The 17176-nt window shown below is 66.1% G+C and carries 17 protein-coding genes; 2 read left to right on the forward strand and 15 right to left on the reverse strand.

Annotation, left to right across the window (positions count from 1 at the left end; genetic code table 11):
- Nucleotides 1-247: 247 nt before the first annotated feature.
- The 4 genes from AAHB16_RS09460 to AAHB16_RS09475 form a co-directional block, all read right to left on the reverse strand.
- Nucleotides 248-1261: a vWA domain-containing protein gene (locus AAHB16_RS09460; protein ID WP_342050703.1), complete on the reverse strand. Its 1014-nt coding sequence runs from the start codon at nt 1259-1261 to the stop codon at nt 248-250.
- Complete coding sequence (locus AAHB16_RS09465; RefSeq protein ID WP_342050704.1) at nt 1258-1782, reverse strand: DUF4381 domain-containing protein; 525 nt, start codon at nt 1780-1782, stop codon at nt 1258-1260. Before AAHB16_RS09465 ends, AAHB16_RS09460 begins: the two co-directional genes overlap by 4 nt.
- Before the next feature lie 81 nt (nt 1783-1863).
- On the reverse strand, nt 1864-2337 hold the full coding sequence (locus AAHB16_RS09470; RefSeq protein ID WP_342050705.1) for a hypothetical protein: 474 nt from the start codon (nt 2335-2337) through the stop codon (nt 1864-1866).
- 101 nt (nt 2338-2438) lie between these two features.
- Complete coding sequence (locus tag AAHB16_RS09475) at nt 2439-3062, reverse strand: DUF6988 family protein (protein WP_342050706.1); 624 nt, start codon at nt 3060-3062, stop codon at nt 2439-2441.
- Between the two features lie 179 nt (nt 3063-3241).
- On the opposite strand from AAHB16_RS09475, the gene AAHB16_RS09480 reads away from it, so the two are divergent.
- Nucleotides 3242-4372 carry an FAD-dependent monooxygenase gene (locus AAHB16_RS09480; protein ID WP_342050707.1) on the forward strand — a complete coding sequence of 377 codons (1131 nt, stop codon included), beginning with the start codon at nt 3242-3244 and terminating at the stop codon, nt 4370-4372.
- Between the two features lie 10 nt (nt 4373-4382).
- Complete coding sequence (locus tag AAHB16_RS09485) at nt 4383-5315, forward strand: LysR family transcriptional regulator (protein ID WP_191002378.1); 933 nt, start codon at nt 4383-4385, stop codon at nt 5313-5315.
- Here the strand turns inward: AAHB16_RS09485 and AAHB16_RS09490 are convergent.
- The 11 genes from AAHB16_RS09490 to AAHB16_RS09540 form a co-directional block, all read right to left on the reverse strand.
- Nucleotides 5312-6199 carry a fumarylacetoacetate hydrolase family protein gene (locus AAHB16_RS09490; protein ID WP_342050708.1) on the reverse strand — a complete coding sequence of 296 codons (888 nt, stop codon included), beginning with the start codon at nt 6197-6199 and terminating at the stop codon, nt 5312-5314. The two genes, AAHB16_RS09485 and AAHB16_RS09490, sit on opposite strands and share 4 nt — an antisense overlap.
- A gap of 1 nt (nt 6200) precedes the next feature.
- Complete coding sequence (locus AAHB16_RS09495) at nt 6201-7184, reverse strand: alpha/beta hydrolase (RefSeq protein ID WP_223851744.1); 984 nt, start codon at nt 7182-7184, stop codon at nt 6201-6203.
- A 58-nt stretch (nt 7185-7242) separates the two neighbouring features.
- Nucleotides 7243-8235: a Bug family tripartite tricarboxylate transporter substrate binding protein gene (locus tag AAHB16_RS09500; protein WP_342050709.1), complete on the reverse strand. Its 993-nt coding sequence runs from the start codon at nt 8233-8235 to the stop codon at nt 7243-7245.
- A 53-nt stretch (nt 8236-8288) separates the two neighbouring features.
- Nucleotides 8289-8825, reverse strand: coding sequence for a hypothetical protein (locus tag AAHB16_RS09505; protein WP_342050710.1), 537 nt, complete (start codon nt 8823-8825; stop codon nt 8289-8291).
- Nucleotides 8818-10113, reverse strand: coding sequence for a 3-isopropylmalate dehydratase large subunit (locus tag AAHB16_RS09510; protein ID WP_342050711.1), 1296 nt, complete (start codon nt 10111-10113; stop codon nt 8818-8820). The genes AAHB16_RS09505 and AAHB16_RS09510 overlap by 8 nt, the downstream gene beginning before the upstream one ends.
- A 154-nt stretch (nt 10114-10267) precedes the next feature.
- On the reverse strand, nt 10268-11056 hold the full coding sequence (locus AAHB16_RS09515) for an AraC family transcriptional regulator (RefSeq protein ID WP_342050712.1): 789 nt from the start codon (nt 11054-11056) through the stop codon (nt 10268-10270).
- A gap of 254 nt (nt 11057-11310) precedes the next feature.
- The gene (locus AAHB16_RS09520; RefSeq protein WP_342050713.1) at nt 11311-12258 is read right to left on the reverse strand and encodes a LysR substrate-binding domain-containing protein; all 948 of its coding nucleotides are present in this window, start codon (nt 12256-12258) and stop codon (nt 11311-11313) included.
- Nucleotides 12259-12290: 32 nt separating this feature from the next.
- Entirely contained in the window at nt 12291-14381 is a 2091-nt protein-coding gene (locus tag AAHB16_RS09525; protein ID WP_342050714.1) for a 2Fe-2S iron-sulfur cluster-binding protein, read from the reverse strand.
- Between the two features lie 25 nt (nt 14382-14406).
- Nucleotides 14407-15024 carry a glutathione S-transferase family protein gene (locus tag AAHB16_RS09530; RefSeq protein WP_150374868.1) on the reverse strand — a complete coding sequence of 206 codons (618 nt, stop codon included), beginning with the start codon at nt 15022-15024 and terminating at the stop codon, nt 14407-14409.
- A 200-nt stretch (nt 15025-15224) separates the two neighbouring features.
- Entirely contained in the window at nt 15225-16202 is a 978-nt protein-coding gene (locus tag AAHB16_RS09535) for a Bug family tripartite tricarboxylate transporter substrate binding protein (RefSeq protein ID WP_150374869.1), read from the reverse strand.
- A 44-nt stretch (nt 16203-16246) separates the two neighbouring features.
- Nucleotides 16247-17107, reverse strand: a complete 861-nt coding sequence (locus tag AAHB16_RS09540) for an NAD(P)-dependent oxidoreductase (protein ID WP_150374870.1) — start codon at nt 17105-17107, stop codon at nt 16247-16249.
- Between the last annotated feature and the right edge of the window lie 69 nt (nt 17108-17176).

Genomic DNA, 17176 nt, shown 5'->3' on the forward strand with positions numbered 1-17176 from the left:
CGGGCGGCGGGCTGGTGCGAGCGCGATGGGCGCCTCGGTCATACCGCCCCCTTGCTCGCGGCAGGCGCTGACGTGCGGGCGATCCCGCGCGCGACGTTGTCGGCCGACGGCCAGCGCAGCCGCGAGAACTGGGCTCGCGAGAGGTCCGCTTGCGCTAGCCGGCGCGCGGTCCGGCGCACGGCGTAGGCGGCCGACAGCCGGCGCGGTCGCGGGCGGCGGGCTGGTGCGAGCGCGATGGGCGCCTCGGTCATACCGCCCCCTTGCTCGCGGCAGGCGCTGACGTGCGGGCGATCCAGCGCGCGTAGCTGGCCATCGACAGCTGATACGCCACCAGCAACAACACCGCCGCCCCAAGCGGCCACATGAACAGTTCGCGTCGGGGCCGCCAGCTCAGCGTTCGCACCTTGTGCGGCGTCACGCGATCGAGCGTGCCATAGATCGCCGCCAGCGCATTCTGGTCGGCGCCGAAGAAATATCGGCCCCCGGTTGCCGCGGCAATGCGCTGCAGCGTCTCCAGATCGACCTTCTGCTCGCCCGTCGCCGCCGGGTCGCCGATGCCCACGGTGTGCACGACGACACCCCGCGCCCTCGCAATCTCGGCCGCCTGCAGCGGCGGCATCCTGCTCGCGGTATCGTTGCCGTCCGTCAGCAGAATCAGCACCTTCTCCGTGGCTTGACTGTGCTCGAACATCTTGATGCCAAGCCCGATCGCGTCGCCCATCGACGTGCTCGCGCCCGCCATGCCCGGCACCATGTCCCCAATCAGCGTGCGCGCGAGCGCATGGTCGAGCGTGAACGGCGCCAGCGGATACGGCGCATCCCCAAACACGATCAGCCCGATGCGATCCCCCGGCCGATGCGACACGAACTCGCCCACCACCTCCCGCACGGCCTGCACGCGCGCTTCCATCGCCCCGGCCGGGTTCCGGAAGTCGCGCGTATCCATCGACTGCGACAGATCCAGCGCCAGCAGCAGATCGCGCACGGGTTCGGTCTTGTAGACCGGCGGCTCCAGATACTGCGGCCGCGCCAGCGCCACCACGATCAGCCCCCACGCCACCGGCGCCAGCACGCGCTGCGCGACATTGCGATGCGGCACATGCGCGCCCGTCGCGGGCTGCAATCCCGCCGCACTGGCTACCTCCCCAAAATAAGGCAGCCGCACCGACGCGCTCGATTCCCGATACGGCGGCAGCAGCCACCACACGAGCAACGGCAGCACCAGTGCAACAAGCACCCACGGATAAGCGAGCGCGATCATGCGGACGGCACCCGATGCCCGGCAATCCATCGCCGGCAGGCCATCGCCACCTCATCGGCGCGCGCGGCCGGCCACGCCGCAAGCACCGATGCGTCGCGGTACTCGGCGTCGATCAGCGCCTGCAATGGCGCCATCGCATCGGCGGCCTTGCCCGCATGCGCGCGCAAGAACGCATGCCATGCCTCGCCGGCCAGACCCGCCACCTCGACGCGCGGCCATGCGGCCAGCGCGCAGCGCTTGAGCAATGCCGACAGCGCCATCAACGCGCGCGCGCGAGCCGCCCCTTCCTCATGCAGGTCGGCCCGCAACCGCGCCAGTTCCGCGAGCGCTTCACGCCGATACCGGTTCGCGCGCCAGTGCCGCCATCCGCGCCACGCCAGCCAGGAGGCCAGCGCGAATACGACGACGGCCAGCACGAGCCACCCCACCGTCCCCGGAAACCAGGAAGGCGGTGACGGCATGACGATATCGGCCAGATCGGGCAACGCATGACTCCCATTGGCAACCGCAACGGTTGTCATGGGCAGCGTAGCGCGCCCCGCGCGGAAAGCGAATTAAGAGTTTTGGGAGGCGAGTTGAATGCTTTGGGCGGCGGCCGCCGCTCAGCGGCGCAGGCGCACGAAATCCGCGAACGAGACGAGCTTGCGCTTCTCGTTGGACAGGGTCTTGCGCCCGGACTGCGTGGATGTCGTGGATGTCGTGGATGTCTTGCGTGCCGACTGGCCGCGCTCGAACTTGGCGGCCGCGCGGGCGTCCTCGCGCGCATGGGTCTGATCGGACTTCTGTTCGGCTTTCTGGCGTTCGGCTTCGAGCCGCGCCGCCGCGCGCTCTTCGCGCGCGATATCCTGCGCCACGGACAGGATCTCCGCCTTGAGCAGATCGCGCCGCTGCCGCGCGGCCAGCCTGGCCGCCTGCAACTGCTCTTTCCGCTGGCGCAGCCAGTCTTTCCGGTTGACGGGCGCGGGCCGCGCTTCCTGCGGCACGCTCAGCCGCAACGCCCGGCTGGTCGCAACCTTTTCCGCCTGCAGCGTGCCTCGCGCTTTTTGCTTCGCCGAATCTTGCTTCGGATCACTCACGCTGGATCACTCCCCGCCCACTTATCGGTGACGCATAGGCATCACCGGTGCAAGTCCTCGAAACGACAACCATACCATAGGACGCATGCGCGGGCGGGCGGTCAACCGGGCAGACAGTCCCGGAATTCGGCGCGCAACGCCTGCACGGCGGGAAGGTTCGCCTGCGGATCGGTCGAGATCAGCGCGGCCATCTGCGCGGCATGGCAGACGAGGCCATTGGCACAGCGCACGATATCCTCGACCTCCGCGTCCGCGGCCGCGTTGCCGGATCGCGACATCGGGCGTATGCCGCCTCGCGTGAGCCCGTTCGCGGCGCGCAATGCCCGCGACCGGTACTCGCCGAGGTGATCGACGATGTCCTTGCTGCGCGGGTCGTCGAGCGCAAGCAGCGCATCGATCATGACGGTCAGGCCGGGCGCCTCCTGGTCGGTGTTCCCGGCGGCATCCCCGGTGGCGTGATACTGGCGCACCCACCGCTCGTCCGCCGCCTCCAGCAGCCAGACACAGCGCATCAGGCTCTCGAACTGCGGCCGGAACAGCGCCAGCGCCGCGTTCGGCATGCCGATCGTGAGCAGCGCCACGGCGCCCGTCGCATGCTCGACGGACATCAGCGCGCACTGATACCCGGCAATGGTGCGCGGATGGTCGGTGGGAACGGCATCCTTCATGCTCGCCACGGCGGCGCCATGCAGGGCCGCCGCGCGCGACAGGATTTCCATGGACATGAGTCGGGCCTCGTTGAGAGAGGCCCGCATTCTATCCCCTATCGACGGTCACGTTCATCGGCGCCCTTATTTCTGTGCAGATCATTATATAAATCGCTTGACCGCCCGCCAACTCTCGCATAGTTTTGCGTCAATCGACAGATCATCCAATCAAAGACTGGCCGGCAATGGCGCGGAGCATGGCATCTTCCCATCGAGACATCATCGTCGTCGGCGCTTCCCTCGCGGGGCTGACATTCGCCCTCGCCTGCGCAAAGCATGGCGTACCCGTTCGCGTGCTGGAGCGCGCCGAGCGAAGAGTGCATGGTGGCGACAATCTGAGCGTGAACCTCGCATCCATTGCGGCAGCCGTCGGCTGCGATCCGCGTTCGGCGCCGCAACTGCCCGTTGTGCGCGCCTATCGTGACCGGCATCTGACGGCCTGGCCAGCCTTGTACGATTGGCTTCGCGATCGTGCCGGCGAGGCCCCGGGCATTACGCTGATGGAAAACATGACCGTTAGCGCGGTCGAGTCCGGGCATGACAAGGCAACGGTAGTGCTCGCCGACGGCTCCACCTTGTCCGCCGATGCGGTCATCGGTGCCGATGGTTACCGCAGCACGGTCCGCCGTGCGATCGCGCCCGAGCTGCCGCATGCGCGTTACGCGGGCTACATCGTCTGGCGAGGACTGATCGAAGAGAAGATGCTGCCATCGCCGGTGGACTGGCCTTCCAATGGCGGCCTATGGATCGAATTCTCGCAAGGGTACCGCCTCGTCGCCGCGGTGCTTCCCGGACGTGACGGATCGCTCGATCCTGGCCAACGGCAGGTGACATTCGCCTGGTTCGATGCCGGCCGGGAAGCGCTCCTCCGGCGCACGCATTGTCTGACCGAAGACGGGTATGTGGTCGGAACGCTCGGCGCCGACGCTATCGGTGACGATGTCAGAGACGAACTCGCCCGGCTCGCTCCGCGGGTCTGGCCCGACCCGTGGGTCGACGCCGTGACCGCGGGGGTGCGCGCGGCCGGCACCATGCGCGGCGCACCGATCGCCGAGTACCGTCCCGACCGGCTGGCATCGGGGCCATTGGCGATCATCGGCGATGCCGCGCACGTGCTCTCTCCCATGACCGGAAGCGGTTACGCCACGGGCGTCGAAGATGCGGCATACCTTGCCGGATTGCTGGCAGGGGTCGCGCCCTCGATGCCCATGGACGTGCTGCTGAAGCAGTACGAGCAGGCACGTCTGCCCTACATACGAGGGCTCGTGAACCATTCCATGACGTTGTCCGGCGAATTTCGCCGCTATGCGGCTACCTTTGCGCGCTGAGGCCCGACCCATGCACCTCAACCTTCACCAGCTGGATGCGTTCGCGCGCGTGGCACGGCTCGGCGGCTTCTCGCGCGCGGCCGATCAAATGCATCTGAGCCAGGCCGGCCTCAGCATTCTGATACGCAAGCTCGAGACCCGGCTTTCGGTCCAGCTGTTCGAACGGAACGCGCGCGGCGTCACGCTCACAGCCTCCGGAAGAGGCCTCCTTCCCATCGCGGAGCGAATGCTGCAGGACGCCCAGACGATCCTGAACAACAGCCAGCAGCTTGCCGAGCAAGCGGTCCGTCGGATCACCGTCGCGCTGCCACCCCTCCTTGCGTCGACGGTGCTTCCGGGAGTGCTGTCACAGTTCCAGGCGTCTCACCCCACGGTGAACGTCAGCTTTCGCGAGTGCGTCGGCGACGAACTGGTTCACCACGTCTACACGCGAGGCGCCGACTTTGCGATGACGTTCCAACCCGCCGACAACGGGGAACTGGAAAGCCTCCCGCTCGGCCGTGACCAGCTCTGCGTCGCCCACACCCCCGATCATCCGTTGTCGCAGCTTCCGCGCGTTCGCTGGTCCGATCTCGTCGGTCTGCCCATCATCGTCAATACGCCGGGTAGTGTCGCCCGGATGCTCGCGGAGGATGCGTTCGCGAGCATGCAGGAGCCGTTGCAGCCTGCCTTCGAGACAGGCAATCACATGACTTCCGTCGTCCTGGCCGGTGAAGGACTTGGGGTCGCCATCGTCTCCTCCACCGTCCAGGGACTCGCGCTGTCGATGAACGCGGTCGTGCGGACATTGATCGGTCCGCAGATCACGCGCTCCCTTCAGGTGCTCAAACGCCGCGGTTCGCCGCTAACCGAACCGGCAAGGGCCTTCGTGGACCTGTTCGGCAAGGCCGCCACACGCGAGATGTCCGCCGCCAGGACGCCCATCTCGCGCCGTTCGGTCTAGGCGAACCGGTTTTCGATCACGCCCAGGCCATCTACCTCGATTCGCACACTGTCCCCTTCCTGGAGGTAGCGCGGCGGCGTCATCCCCATGCCCACCCCGGCCGGAGAGCCCGTGGCAATGACGTCGCCGGGATACAGCGTGATGCCTCGCGAGCAGGTCTCGATCAGCGTGGGGATGTCGAAGATCAGATCCGTGGTCACGGCGTCCTGACGCAGTTCGCGCTCGCCCGACGCCGTGGTGACCCAGCAGCGCACGCGCGTGTTGGTGCCATCGAGCTCGTCGGCGGTCACGATCCACGGGCCCATCGGACAGAACGTGTCGAACGACTTGCCGAGGTCCCACTGCTGATGGCGCATCTGCACGTCGCGCGCCGTCACGTCGTTGACGATCGTGTAGCCATAGACGTGGCCCATGGCCTCTTCACGCGAGATGTTCTTGCCGCCCTTGCCGATCACGATCGTCAGTTCGGCCTCATAGTCGATCTGCGCCGACAATGGGCCGGGCAACTTCACCGTATCGTTCGGCCCGATGACCGTCTCCGGCGCCTTGGTGAAGAAGATGGGCCACGCCGCCGGGTCCGGCGCGTTGTCCTTGAACACCGTCGTCTCCAGCTCCCTGGCATGGGCGCGATAGTTGCGTCCCACGCACCAGAGGTTGCGGCGCGGAACCGGCAACGGCGCTTCCAGCTTCGCCTCACGCAGATCGAAACTGTGTGGTTCGAGCGGAGGGAGTTCGCCACCGTTCGCAATCGAATACTCGATCACGGCCAGTGCGCCACGCTGGGCCTGATCGGCGGCGAGCATGAACGGGCGAATGGACTTCCCATCGCCGGACACGACGCCGACACGACGGGCGCCATCTTTGAGGATTACACCGATACGCATATTACTTCCCAGAGGTTGAGTGAGTCGTTCGATAGACCGGCGCCGGTTGCGTGAAGAACGAACGGAGGATGTGATAGACCATCTTGTAGTTCTTCTGCTGGAAGCTGGCGTGGGCAATGCCCGCCATGACCGCGAACTGTTTGTCGCGATTGGGCAGGAGCTGGAAGAATTCGAGGAGATCCTCCTCGCTCGCGATGCCATCGTATTCGCCGCGCATCACGATGGTCGGCATCGGCATCTTTGCGGGATCCACGATCGGCAGCTTCGAACACATGTCCACGTAGGTGCCCGTGGGCACCGAGTCGTCCAGCGTCAGGATGGCATCGGCAAACGCGTTGACGGTCGCATCGTCCGCGGTGCCTGGGTGATCGCGATTGAAAATGCTGTGCACGAACGCATTGTCGATGGGGCGCCGATTCTTGCTCAGCCACTCGTCGAGCCGCTTGCGCCGCGCCTCGAGCGTGGGACTGCCCTCTCCGGTCCACACGAACGCATCCAGTGCGAGCCGCTCGACGCGCTCGGGATGCTGCTGCGCGAACAGCGCCGCCTTCAGCGCACCGGACGAAATGCCATAGACCAGGAATCGCTCCGCCCCCGTATGCGCGGTGATGAACGTCGTGGCCGCGGCCAGGTCGGCCGCGCCATTCGCGATGTCGAAGTTGATGTCGCGATGCTTGCTGGATCGGCCATAGCCTTCGCTATCGACGCACCACGTGTCAAAACCCTGCGCCGCAAACCAGTCCATGACCGACGAGTCGGGTCGCCCCGGCACATGCAGGTCGAAAGTGGGCTGTCCGGCCATGGACGATCCATGCACGAACAGGATCGTGCCCGCCGCCTTCTGGTTGCCCGTCGGCGGCTTGCGCCACATGAAGAGATCGACGCCGCCGTCGCGGGTGGTCCAATGCTCCTCCCCACCTGTCCACTGCACATCCGGCTTTCGATGCGAAGCCGTTGCGGCGGGTTGATTTGCCATCGTGTTCATAGGCCTTCCTCCTTGAAGATATGGGTTCGAATGAATGTCAATGCCCGGTGGGACCGCATCACTCCAGCGTGATGTGCATCTCGCCGGCCAGCTTGCGGACGTTGCCGACGTAGCGCTTGAGCATGGCGTCCATCTGATCGGGCGTGCTCGACACGGCTTCGGCACCCACGCCCGCGAATACCTCCCGCACGTCGGGAAGCTCGAGGATGCGCGCCAGTTCCTTGCCGAACTTCTCGCGGACCGCCTTCGGGACCTTTGACGACACCACGGTCCCAAACCAGTCGGCGCCGTCGTAGCCCGGCGTGCTCGCCTGCGGCAGCGTCGGCGTACCCGGGATAAACCTCGCGCCTTCCGGCGAACTGCTGCCGAGAATCGCGATCTGGCCGGCCTTGGCGAGGCTGATGACATTCGGTGCCGGCGCGAAGGCATAGAGGAGCCTGCCGCCAATCACGTCGTTGATGGCCTCGGGGGTACCGCGGTACGGCACGTGCGTCGCCGAGAATCCGCCGACGCGGGCGAGCATCGCGCCATGCAGATGCGCCGTGCTGCCCACGCCCGCGGAGCCGTAGTTCACGCCCTGGGGCGCTGCCTTCGCACGCGCGATCAACTGCGCGACATTGGCCAGCTTCTGTTGGGGCGATACCACGAGGAAAGCCGGAGAGCGGCCGATCAGCCCGACGCCGGCGATGTCTCGCAGGGGGTCGTACGCCAGCGCCCGGTCCAGCGCGGCATGCACGCCGAAGGCGCTGGGCACCATCATGACGGTCTGGCCGTCGGGCTTCGCGGCCAGCAATGCGGAGGCCCCGACGATACCGCCCGCACCGGCCTTGTTCTCGACGATCACCGGCACCTTCCATGCTTCCTGGAGGTGCCGCGCCAGGACACGCGCGAGGATATCGGTGGTACCGCCGGCCGAGGCCGGGACGATGACGCGAATGGTCTGGCCCGGCGCGGGGTAAGCCGGCGCGGGATCCTGCGCGGAGGCACAGGTGGCGACGAGGGCCGCGGCGGCGGCCATCAGCCAATGGCGAGGTCTTGCAGTAAGCGACACGGGGACTCCCGGAAGACGTGAAAGATAGATGGGGACGCGATACGTGCGGCGCGTCAGGCAGAAGCCGGATCGCCCTCGTGTTGCCACCAGTGGGAGAGCCAACCCGCGGTGCCGCCCCGCGCGACGAGATCGCGCAGGATTGCCGGCATCGGTGCGAGGCCGAAGCTCGTACCGCGCGTCTGATTGACGAACAGGCCCGTGGCGAAATCGACTTCCAGCAGGTCCCCATCCTCACAGAGATCGAGGATGCCCGGATTGGGTGCGAGCACCGGAAGACCTTCTCCCAGTGCCGCGCGATAGGCTTGCACGGGCATGGATTCGCATACCAGTCCGAGCCCCAGTGCACGCATCGCGATGTAGCCGGGCACTTTCGGCCCCATGCCGAAGCGTTTGCCCGCCACCACGATATCGCCGGGACGGCATCGCGCGGAGAATCCGCTGCGGATCTCTTCGAACAGGTGCGGTTTCAGGACTTCGGGATCGGTTTCGCGCGCGGTAACGAAGTGCGCGGGGACGATGCCGCCAGCGTGCGGCACATCGTCGCCAAACTTGTGGCAACGGCCACGCAATACCCATTCGAACTTAGACATAGCTGGTCTCCAGTCGCTCGAGCAAGGCGGCATCCGCGGTGGCGGTGCGTGGGTCCGAGATTCGTCCGGCCAGTGCCGACGCCGCGACCGTTGCCGGACTGCCGAGATAGAGGCTGGCATCTCGCGGCCCGAAGCGGCCTTTGTTGCTGTTGGTCGCGGTGGAAATCGAGACCTCTCCCGAGGCGAGCGGACCTACCACGGCGTCGTTGCAGGGACCGCATCCCGCGGGCAACACGATCGCGCCAGCATCGAGGAACACCTGCATGAGCCCGTCCGCGACGAGGCGCGTGGTCGAACGTTCCGAACCCGGCACGACGAACAGGCGCACGCCGTCGGCCAGCTTGCGGCCCTTGAGTATGCTGGCGGCGATGATCATGTCGTCGTACATACCGGATCCACACGAGCCGATAAAGGCGTGGTCCACGGGCGTGCCCACCGAGGCCGCGACATCGGCGGCGTTCGTCACGTCTCCGGGCGGCACGACCTGCGGACCCACCTTCGAGAGGTCGATGGCCGCCTGCGCCTCGTACCGGGCGTCCGCGTCGGGAAAGACCGGCTCGAATGGCCGCTTTGCGTGCGTCCCGCAGTAGCGCAGGACCTCGTCGGAGGGCGGCACGAAGACGCCCGCGGCGCGCATCTCGGTCGGTGTGCTGCAGAGCGCGACGCGCGCACCGAGGCCAAACTGATCGAGATCGCCGGCCAGCTCGAGCACACGGTAGTCGAGATCGAACGGAATCCGCCCGGCCTTGATCTCGCGAGCGAGATAGAAGCCGACATCGCGTGCGTACACGCCCGGCGACAGGCGCCCCCGCAGCTCCAGGCGGACACTGCGCGGCACCGTGATCCAGGTCGTCCCCGTGGCAAGTACCCGCGCGATCTCGTTACCGACACGCAGGCCCACCGCGCCGACCGCGCCGGCATTCGTCGCGTGGGTGTCGTTGTCGAAGTAGAACATGCCTGGCAGAACGAGCCCCTCTTCCATCGGGAAGATATGGCCGTGCCCGCCTCGGCCGGCATCGTAGAAGTTCTGAATCTTCCAGCGCTTGACCGCCTTGCGGTTGTACGCCCCGCGCTCGGCAGCCCGCGCGCTGCCGTAGAGGACGTCATGGTCGCTGACAACCATGGTCTTCTCGGGGGCATGAATCCGGTCGATACCGATGGCGTCCAGCGTCTGCTTCGCTTCACGCAGCAGTCCGTCATGGATCATGACCATGTCAGGATCCGGAAACAACAAGGCGTCGGCCTCGACGCCGTCGCGGTGCATGGGATCGCGGCTTACGCGGCCCATGATCTTCTCTATCGCTGTGTACCCCATTGGCGCCTTCCCATGCATGTCGTTGGTATGACACGACTCTAGGGTTCGCGCAGCGATTAGTAAATTATGGGGATGTCATGGCGACATTACGATTCTTTATACGCGCGATCGCCCGGCACGGCGCGCGTCAGCAAGTCCTGCCGAAGGCCGCATCCATGGCTCGCGCCCGCCATCGGCCCGGCGTCGTGCCCGTGGCCTTGCGGAACACGTTGGTGAAATGCGCTTGCGAGTGGAAGCCGGTATCGACCGCGATGGCCGCCAGCGCGAGCTGGCCTTCCGATAGCAGCCGCTTTGCAATTTCGAGCCGGGCTTCCGTCAGGTAGGTATGGGGCGTCATGCCCGTCGCCAACAGGAATTGCGCGGCAAAGTGCATCCGGCTGAGCCCCACGTGGTCCGCCATGGCCTGCAGCGAAATCGCCTCGGTGGCGTTGGCGCTGATAAAGTCGAGGGCCTTGCGCAGGCGCCATGCCTGCAACCCCAGGGACCTGTCTGGCGTGCGCGTCGATTGCAGTTGCGCGCGGACAAGATACGCCACGACGGTCCGGCATGCATGGTCGATGAACAGCGCGGTCGAGGGATCCTGCAGGCTCGCCGCTTCGGCCAGCGCGCCGACGAAGCGCCCCAGGATCGGATCCGCGCGAAAACAAGGGTCCTCGAGCGCGAACCCATCCGGTACGTCCTGCCCGCAGCGATGCAGCGTGTCACGCATCGTGGCGGTGGGGACATACAGAATCACCGACTCCATCGGTCGCTCGACGCGGCACCGTAACCGCTCGCCGGGCGGCGTCACCTGCGCGGCGCCGAAATGCCCGCCGCGCGTGAAGGCGCCGCTCCCTCCCATATAGCAGTCCACCATCGTGTCGGATAACAAGACCTCGATGGTGTAGTAGCGCTCCAATACCGGCGATGTAAGCATGCGCGGTTCGCGGCGACGGTCGCTCCACCGGCCCCATGCGCAGGAAAATACGCCCGACCCGGGCAACACACGCGTATTCCCCCGCCACTCGGCTTCGGCGTCGGTAATGGGCAAAGGTGGGATATCGGCGTCCATAGGCAGGGCTTATAGGTGATGCGCCCAACCATTTTCGTAAGCGCTTCGCCGCAACGCAATATCGCCCGACGGGGTGGTCGATAAGCTGCGCTTATAGGACGTGGCAACCTCAGGCAACCTCAGGCGGCCATCTTCGCGGCAAGCGCGGAAGACTCCTGCGCGAGTTGCACGCGCATCTGGCGAATGACGCCCTTGGCGTGCTCGGACAGCGGCGCTCCCGCGCGAAAGGCGATGACGCTATTCAGCACCACGTCGACGGAGAGCGGCCGGATGGTCAGTCCTCTCTGCATGTAGTCGGCGGCAACGAGCGGATGGGATACGCCGACGCCCACACCGGCCAGTGCGAGTTCGCAAACCGTGTGCGAATTGGGTGTCTCGACCAACGGCTTGAGAAAGACGCCGCTCTCGCCGAACTGGTTCTCCAGCGAGATGCGCGTCGGGTCCGCCGAATTGAGCGCGATGAACGGTTGCCGTTCCAGGTCTCGGGGTGTCACCGTGCGCCGGCGCGCGAGCGGATGGCCGTCGCGCATCACGACTACCGCGCGCAAGTGCGCGAATGGTGAGTGTTCGAGCCCCGCCATGGACAGGCCGGCCGCCATCAGGCCGAACTCGACCTTGCCGGCCGACACCGTCTCGTGGACCTCATGCGTGTTCATCACCTGGAGCGATATCTGCACCCCGCGCTTTTCGGCTTCGAAGGCGGCGATCGCGCGCGAGATGAAGCCGAGCCCGAACGCCGGATTGATGGCGACGGTCAGGCGTCCGAGCCCGTACGAGCGCAGGCTGCGTATGCGATGTTCGATGTATTCATATCCGGCGAAGAACCGATCCACGTCGCTCATGAGCGCGCTGGCGGCGAAGGTGGGTTCGAGCCGCCCGCGCGTCCGCGCGAACAGGCTGACGGCGGCAGCGGTCTCGAGCTTGCGGATTGCCTGGCTCACGGCAGGCTGGGAAACGCCCAGCAACACTGCCGCCTTGCTCATGCTGCCCGACGTCATGACCGCACGGAAGATCTCGATCTCGCGAATGCCCATGTTCCTCAGTTCCCGCTGTGATGGCGTGGGCATTAGCTTACCTCAGCGCAGACTGCCGCTATCGTTCAGAGATCGAGCAGCAGGCGTGCGCCGCCGCCGGAAGACGGGTCGGCGGGCACGGCGCAGCAGATGAGCGCTTCGTCCTCCTCCGTGCGATAGCCAGGGGCGACCGCATAGGCCACGGCGCCTTCGACGATTTTCGTACGGCAGGTGCCGCAGGTGCCCCCACGGCAACTGAATTCGGGACTGAGCCCGCGCGACTCCGCGAGATCCAGCAGGGAGCCGCCGCCGGGGCTCCAGCGTGCCTCCTTGCCGGAGCGGACGAACGCGACCGGCGTGGACGTTTGCGCGGCGCTTCTGACCGGTCCCGCGGCAATCGGGCCAGCGCTGGCGTCCGGTCGCCGGGTCAGGCCGGACGGCCCAAATGCTTCGGCATGGATCCGTGCGTCGGCCACATTGAGATCGCGCAATCCATCGTAGGTGGCCTGCATGAAACCAGGGGGGCCGCACAAATAGAAGTCGTAGTCGTCGAACGGCAGCGTACGGCGCAGCACCGCAACATCGATGCGCCCGGCGATGTCGTAGTCCTTGCCTTCCACGGCGTCTTCCACCTCCGACAGCACACGCACGCATCGCACCTTGCCTCCGGACGCATCGACAAGGCCACGCAGTTCCTCGGTGAACGCGCGCTCGCCGAGCGACCGCGCGGCGTGGAACATCCACGCCTCGCGGACCCTGCGCTTGCGCAGTCCTTCGTACACCACGTGCCGCAGCATGGCGAGCAGCGGCGTGACGCCGACGCCAGCGGCGAGAAATACGGCCGGCCGGCGCTCGGCCGCATCGACGACGAATTGTCCCGCAGGCGCGCGTGCCTCGATCACGCTGCCCACGCGCAGCGCGTCGTGGAGATAGGTCGAGACGACGCCCTCCCGCTTTACGCTGATCCGGTACCGGCCGTCCGACGGCGCCACGGAGATCGTGTAGGTGCGGATGACGGGCTTGCCGCAGGCGGGCGGCGTGACGCGGATAGGCAGATGCTGTCCCGCCGCGTGCGGGATCATGCCGGCGGCATCGTCTGGCTCGAGGTGGAACGAGCGGATCGTGGAGGATTCGTCCACGATGTCCACGACGCGAAACGGCCGCCATGCGTTGGCCAACGCCGCGGCTTTCAGGCGCTCGGCGGCCTGGTCCCAGCTCCCGGTCATCAAAGAGTTCGGCGACCAACCGTTCTCCAGGAACGTCCAGCGCACCGGCAGGGCATCGGGCCGGTACACGATGTGCTGCGGCGTGAAATGCCATAGCCGCTCGGCACCCTGGAAGGCGCCGATCTCGGGGTCGTCGAGCGAGACCGAAGCGGTGCCGCTCAACTGGAGCATGTCGCCCGTCTCGAAATCGACAAAGGTGACGCCCGCGCGCGGGTTGACGAGGAAGTTCCCGAGCGTGGCGAAGAACAGGTTGCCCGCGAAATCCGGCACGGTGAGCCTGCCGTTCTCGTCCACGCGCACGAAGCCGGCCCTGCCGCCCCGGCTCGATACATCCACCTGTCGCGGGCCGCCATGCTCGCCATCTGCGTACGACGCGACGAACATCATATCCGCCGCGCCGATCAGCGAGCGTTCGCGCGGGCCAAGCGCGGCCATCCGCTCCGCTGGCGCCGGCGATGGCGTCGACGGATCCCGCGCAAACGCCGGCGCTCGCAGCTGGATGTACTGGGGGCAGTTGCCAAAGCTCTGGGCCACCGTCACGTCGAATCCCGTGTCGGTCCGGTTGGCCACCGCGCCGTTCATGCGGTTGCGGCGGCGCGTATGGAACTCCACGCCGAGCAAGCCGATGCTGGCACCGTCAGCCAGCCCCACGCTGGCGGGATCGCGCGGATCGGTGACGACATCGACGCGCAGCGACGTGCTCGTCGGCGACTGAATGAAACCTGCCTGACCGGCGATCACGGTGGCCCAGGGAAGACCGTCGGCATCCACGGCGCCCACCACCAGAAACGGCAGTCCCGCGAAGAACTCGCGGTGCTGGTCCGGCATATAGTCGCGAATCACGCGGCGTCCGACATCGCGCATCCGTTCTGCGACGCCGAGCTGGCGCTGCATCGAAAGCTCACCCGCATGCCAGGGCGAAGCCGGCTCGCTACCGTTGTCCATTGCCATCGTAGGCCTCCGTCGGCTTCTGTCTTCACTGGTTGGCGGTGAGCCCCACGGGCGTCCGGTCGAACGCGATGAATCCCGGCAGCGATTCGATCCGCTGCAGCCAGCCATTCACGTTTCGATAGGCAGACAGATCGACGTTGCCTTCCGGCGCGCGCGCGATGTAGCCATATAGCGCCACGTCGGCAATCGTCGGATGGCCGAGCGCGAGAAAGGTGTTGCCTTCCAGTTCCGCCTCGATCAGCTTGAGAATCGCGTGCGAGCGCGCGATGACTTCGTCGGCGTTATAGCGCGCACCGAATACGGTGATCAGCCGCGCGGCGGCGGGACCGTAGGCGATTTCGCCTGCCGCAATGGACAGCCAGCGATGCACGGCGGCAGCCTGCAACGGCGCCTCCGGCAGCCAGTCCGTCTTGCCGAGCTTCTTGGCAAGATAGACGAGAATCGCATTCGAATCCGCGATGACGTCGCTGCCATCGACGAGAACCGGCACCTGCCCGAAGCGGTTCAGCCTCAGGTATTCGGGGGACTTGTGCGCGCCGGCCGCGAGGTCGACTTCGATGGGCTCGTACGCCGCACCCAGCAGCGACAGGAGAAGGCGCACGCGGTGCGAATGGCCGGACAGGTGATGGTAGTAGAGCTTCATGGCAGGCGATCTCCGAGAGGGTTGAGCGCGCCGCACGGCGTGCGTGGCGCGAGCACAAGACTATTGCGCGCGGCCACGCCCGGTATTGCAACTTCGCACGAACTCCATCGGGATGTGCGGAAGACGATCTCTCCCCCCTGCCCTGCGGATGCCCTTTATCCCGCCACCGGCTTAGGCACCACGCAGTGCGCGCTGCCACGTTATTCGATCTTCGCGCCGGATTCTTTGATCACCCGAGCCCATCGGATCGATTCGCTCTTCATGTAGTCAGTGTATTGCTGCGGCGTCCCGCCCAGGATTTCGGAGCCTTGGTCCTGCAGCTTGGCACGCACCGACTTGTCCTGCAACGCATGAGCGGTGGCATCGCGGAGCTGCGCGACGATGGCATCGGGCGTGCCCTTCGGTACGAGAATGCCCTGCCATGCGCCCATCACCAGAGCGTCCAGGCCAGTCGCTTCCTTGATGGTGGGCACGTCCGGAAGGATAGGCGTGCGCTTGTTGCTCGTGATCGCCAGCGCCTTCAGCTTGCCGGCCTTGATATGCGGCGTGGCCTCGTTGAGCGGCAGGAACATGAACTGCGTCGCGCCTGCAATCAGGTCCGTAATGGCGGGCGCGCTGCCCTTGTAGGCGACGTGCGTTGCCTGGATGCCCATCTCCTTGGCGAAGAGCGCACCGCCGAGATGGAGCAAGGCTCCCGCACCGGACGATGCGTAGTTCAATTTTCCGGGATTGGCTTTCGCGTTGGCGACGAGCTCCTTGACGTTGTTCACGGGCAGGTTCGGCGTCGTAACGAGGACCAGCGGGATGTTGGCGGTCAGGCTGATCGGCACGAAATCCGTGAATGCGTCGAACTGGACGTTCTGGTACAGCGACGGCGCGAGCACGATGGCCGAGGTACTGTAGAAGATCGTGTAACCATCGGGCGCCGCGCGCTTGGCCTCCGTGGCCGCGATATTGCCTCCGGCGCCGGGCTTGTTGTCGGGGACGATCGATCCGGAAAGCTGAGAGGCCAGTCCCTGTGCGACGATGCGGGCGTTGATATCCGCTGAACCGCCGGGCGGAAAGCCCACCAGCATCCGCACGGGCTTGTTCGGGTACTTGTCTGCGGCATGGGCGGGAGGCACCGCGAACGTCGTGGCAAGGATCGCTGCCGTTGCGGCGAGATAGAGGGTACGCATGTTCCGTCTCCGAGATTCTTTATCGTGGTGATGCTTTTTTGTCGTTATGCAGCGTGCCGGAGGAGCCATTGAAGCGCGTCTTCAAGCGACGGGTTCTCTCCCACCGGGCTGGCTTCGATCGACGCGGCGGTGCTGGCGAAGCGAGCCTCCACGCCGGGCAGCACGAGGGATGTCAGTCCCGCCCCGCGCAATTCCTTCTGTGCTTCCACCACTTCGTGCGTACGGCGTCGCGCATGAATCGTGTGTGTGCGCACGAGCATGTTGATGAAATCTTCGAGCGGACTGTCGTCGATGTCCTTCAGCACGCCATACAGCTTTGCGCGCACGCCCTGCTTCTCCGCCGCCATCAGCAGTTCCACCGCAAGCGCCTCCATCCCCTTGGTGAACACGCTGCGCAGGACCTTCAACGAGATGGCATCGCCTGCAGCACCGCCCTCGACGACGCGCGCATTGCCGCCCGAACGCTGAATCAGTGACGCAAAGTCGTCCGCGGCATCGCCTGCGCACAGCAGCGGCGTCTTCGACAACGCCAGCGAGATCGCGCCCATGACTGCGACGTCCGCATAACCGATGCCCTGGGCCTTCGCGCGCACGGCCGCCACGCGCTTGTCCGCGGGGCTGGCCGTCGTCAGATCGGCATAACGCGCCCCGAGCTTCATCTGCCCGAAGCACTCCCCTGCCACATCGAGCGCCACGGCGCCGAACACGCACGACAGCACCCAGTCCGCATCGGCAAGCCAGGGACCAATCTGATCGTGAACAACGAGGTCGAAGCGCGTGGCGAGCTCACGGCCTGCCTGCGACAAATGGGTGTCGCAGAACTGGAAGGTGGTGCCCGGAATCGTGGCGAGCGCGCTGACGTAGCAGCGGCCGACTTCGCCCAGGCCGATGATTGCAATGTTCAAGACTGCCTCCTTGCTAATGAAGCCAAAGAGTACAAAAAAAATACAGTCAGAACAACGACAATTCTAGAT

The sequence above is a fragment of the Cupriavidus sp. OTU4054 genome (genome assembly GCF_038440175.1).
Lineage (GTDB): Bacteria > Pseudomonadota > Gammaproteobacteria > Burkholderiales > Burkholderiaceae > Cupriavidus > Cupriavidus pauculus_D.

Bases quoted from the DNA above. Each gene is read 5' to 3' on its own strand.
- AAHB16_RS09460 (WP_342050703.1), bottom strand. From the start codon at position 1,261: ATGATCGCGCTCGCTTATCCGTGGGTGCTTGTTGCACTGGTGCTGCCG.
- AAHB16_RS09465 (WP_342050704.1), bottom strand. From the start codon at position 1,782: ATGACAACCGTTGCGGTTGCCAATGGGAGTCATGCGTTGCCCGATCTG.
- AAHB16_RS09475 (WP_342050706.1), bottom strand. From the start codon at position 3,062: ATGTCCATGGAAATCCTGTCGCGCGCGGCGGCCCTGCATGGCGCCGCC.
- AAHB16_RS09480 (WP_342050707.1), top strand. From the start codon at position 3,242: ATGGCATCTTCCCATCGAGACATCATCGTCGTCGGCGCTTCCCTCGCG.
- AAHB16_RS09485 (WP_191002378.1), top strand. From the start codon at position 4,383: ATGCACCTCAACCTTCACCAGCTGGATGCGTTCGCGCGCGTGGCACGG.
- AAHB16_RS09490 (WP_342050708.1), bottom strand. From the start codon at position 6,199: ATGCGTATCGGTGTAATCCTCAAAGATGGCGCCCGTCGTGTCGGCGTC.
- AAHB16_RS09495 (WP_223851744.1), bottom strand. From the start codon at position 7,184: ATGAACACGATGGCAAATCAACCCGCCGCAACGGCTTCGCATCGAAAG.
- AAHB16_RS09505 (WP_342050710.1), bottom strand. From the start codon at position 8,825: ATGTCTAAGTTCGAATGGGTATTGCGTGGCCGTTGCCACAAGTTTGGC.
- AAHB16_RS09510 (WP_342050711.1), bottom strand. From the start codon at position 10,113: ATGGGCCGCGTAAGCCGCGATCCCATGCACCGCGACGGCGTCGAGGCC.
- AAHB16_RS09515 (WP_342050712.1), bottom strand. From the start codon at position 11,056: ATGCTTACATCGCCGGTATTGGAGCGCTACTACACCATCGAGGTCTTG.
- AAHB16_RS09520 (WP_342050713.1), bottom strand. From the start codon at position 12,258: ATGCCCACGCCATCACAGCGGGAACTGAGGAACATGGGCATTCGCGAG.
- AAHB16_RS09525 (WP_342050714.1), bottom strand. From the start codon at position 14,381: ATGGCAATGGACAACGGTAGCGAGCCGGCTTCGCCCTGGCATGCGGGT.
- AAHB16_RS09530 (WP_150374868.1), bottom strand. From the start codon at position 15,024: ATGAAGCTCTACTACCATCACCTGTCCGGCCATTCGCACCGCGTGCGC.
- AAHB16_RS09535 (WP_150374869.1), bottom strand. From the start codon at position 16,202: ATGCGTACCCTCTATCTCGCCGCAACGGCAGCGATCCTTGCCACGACG.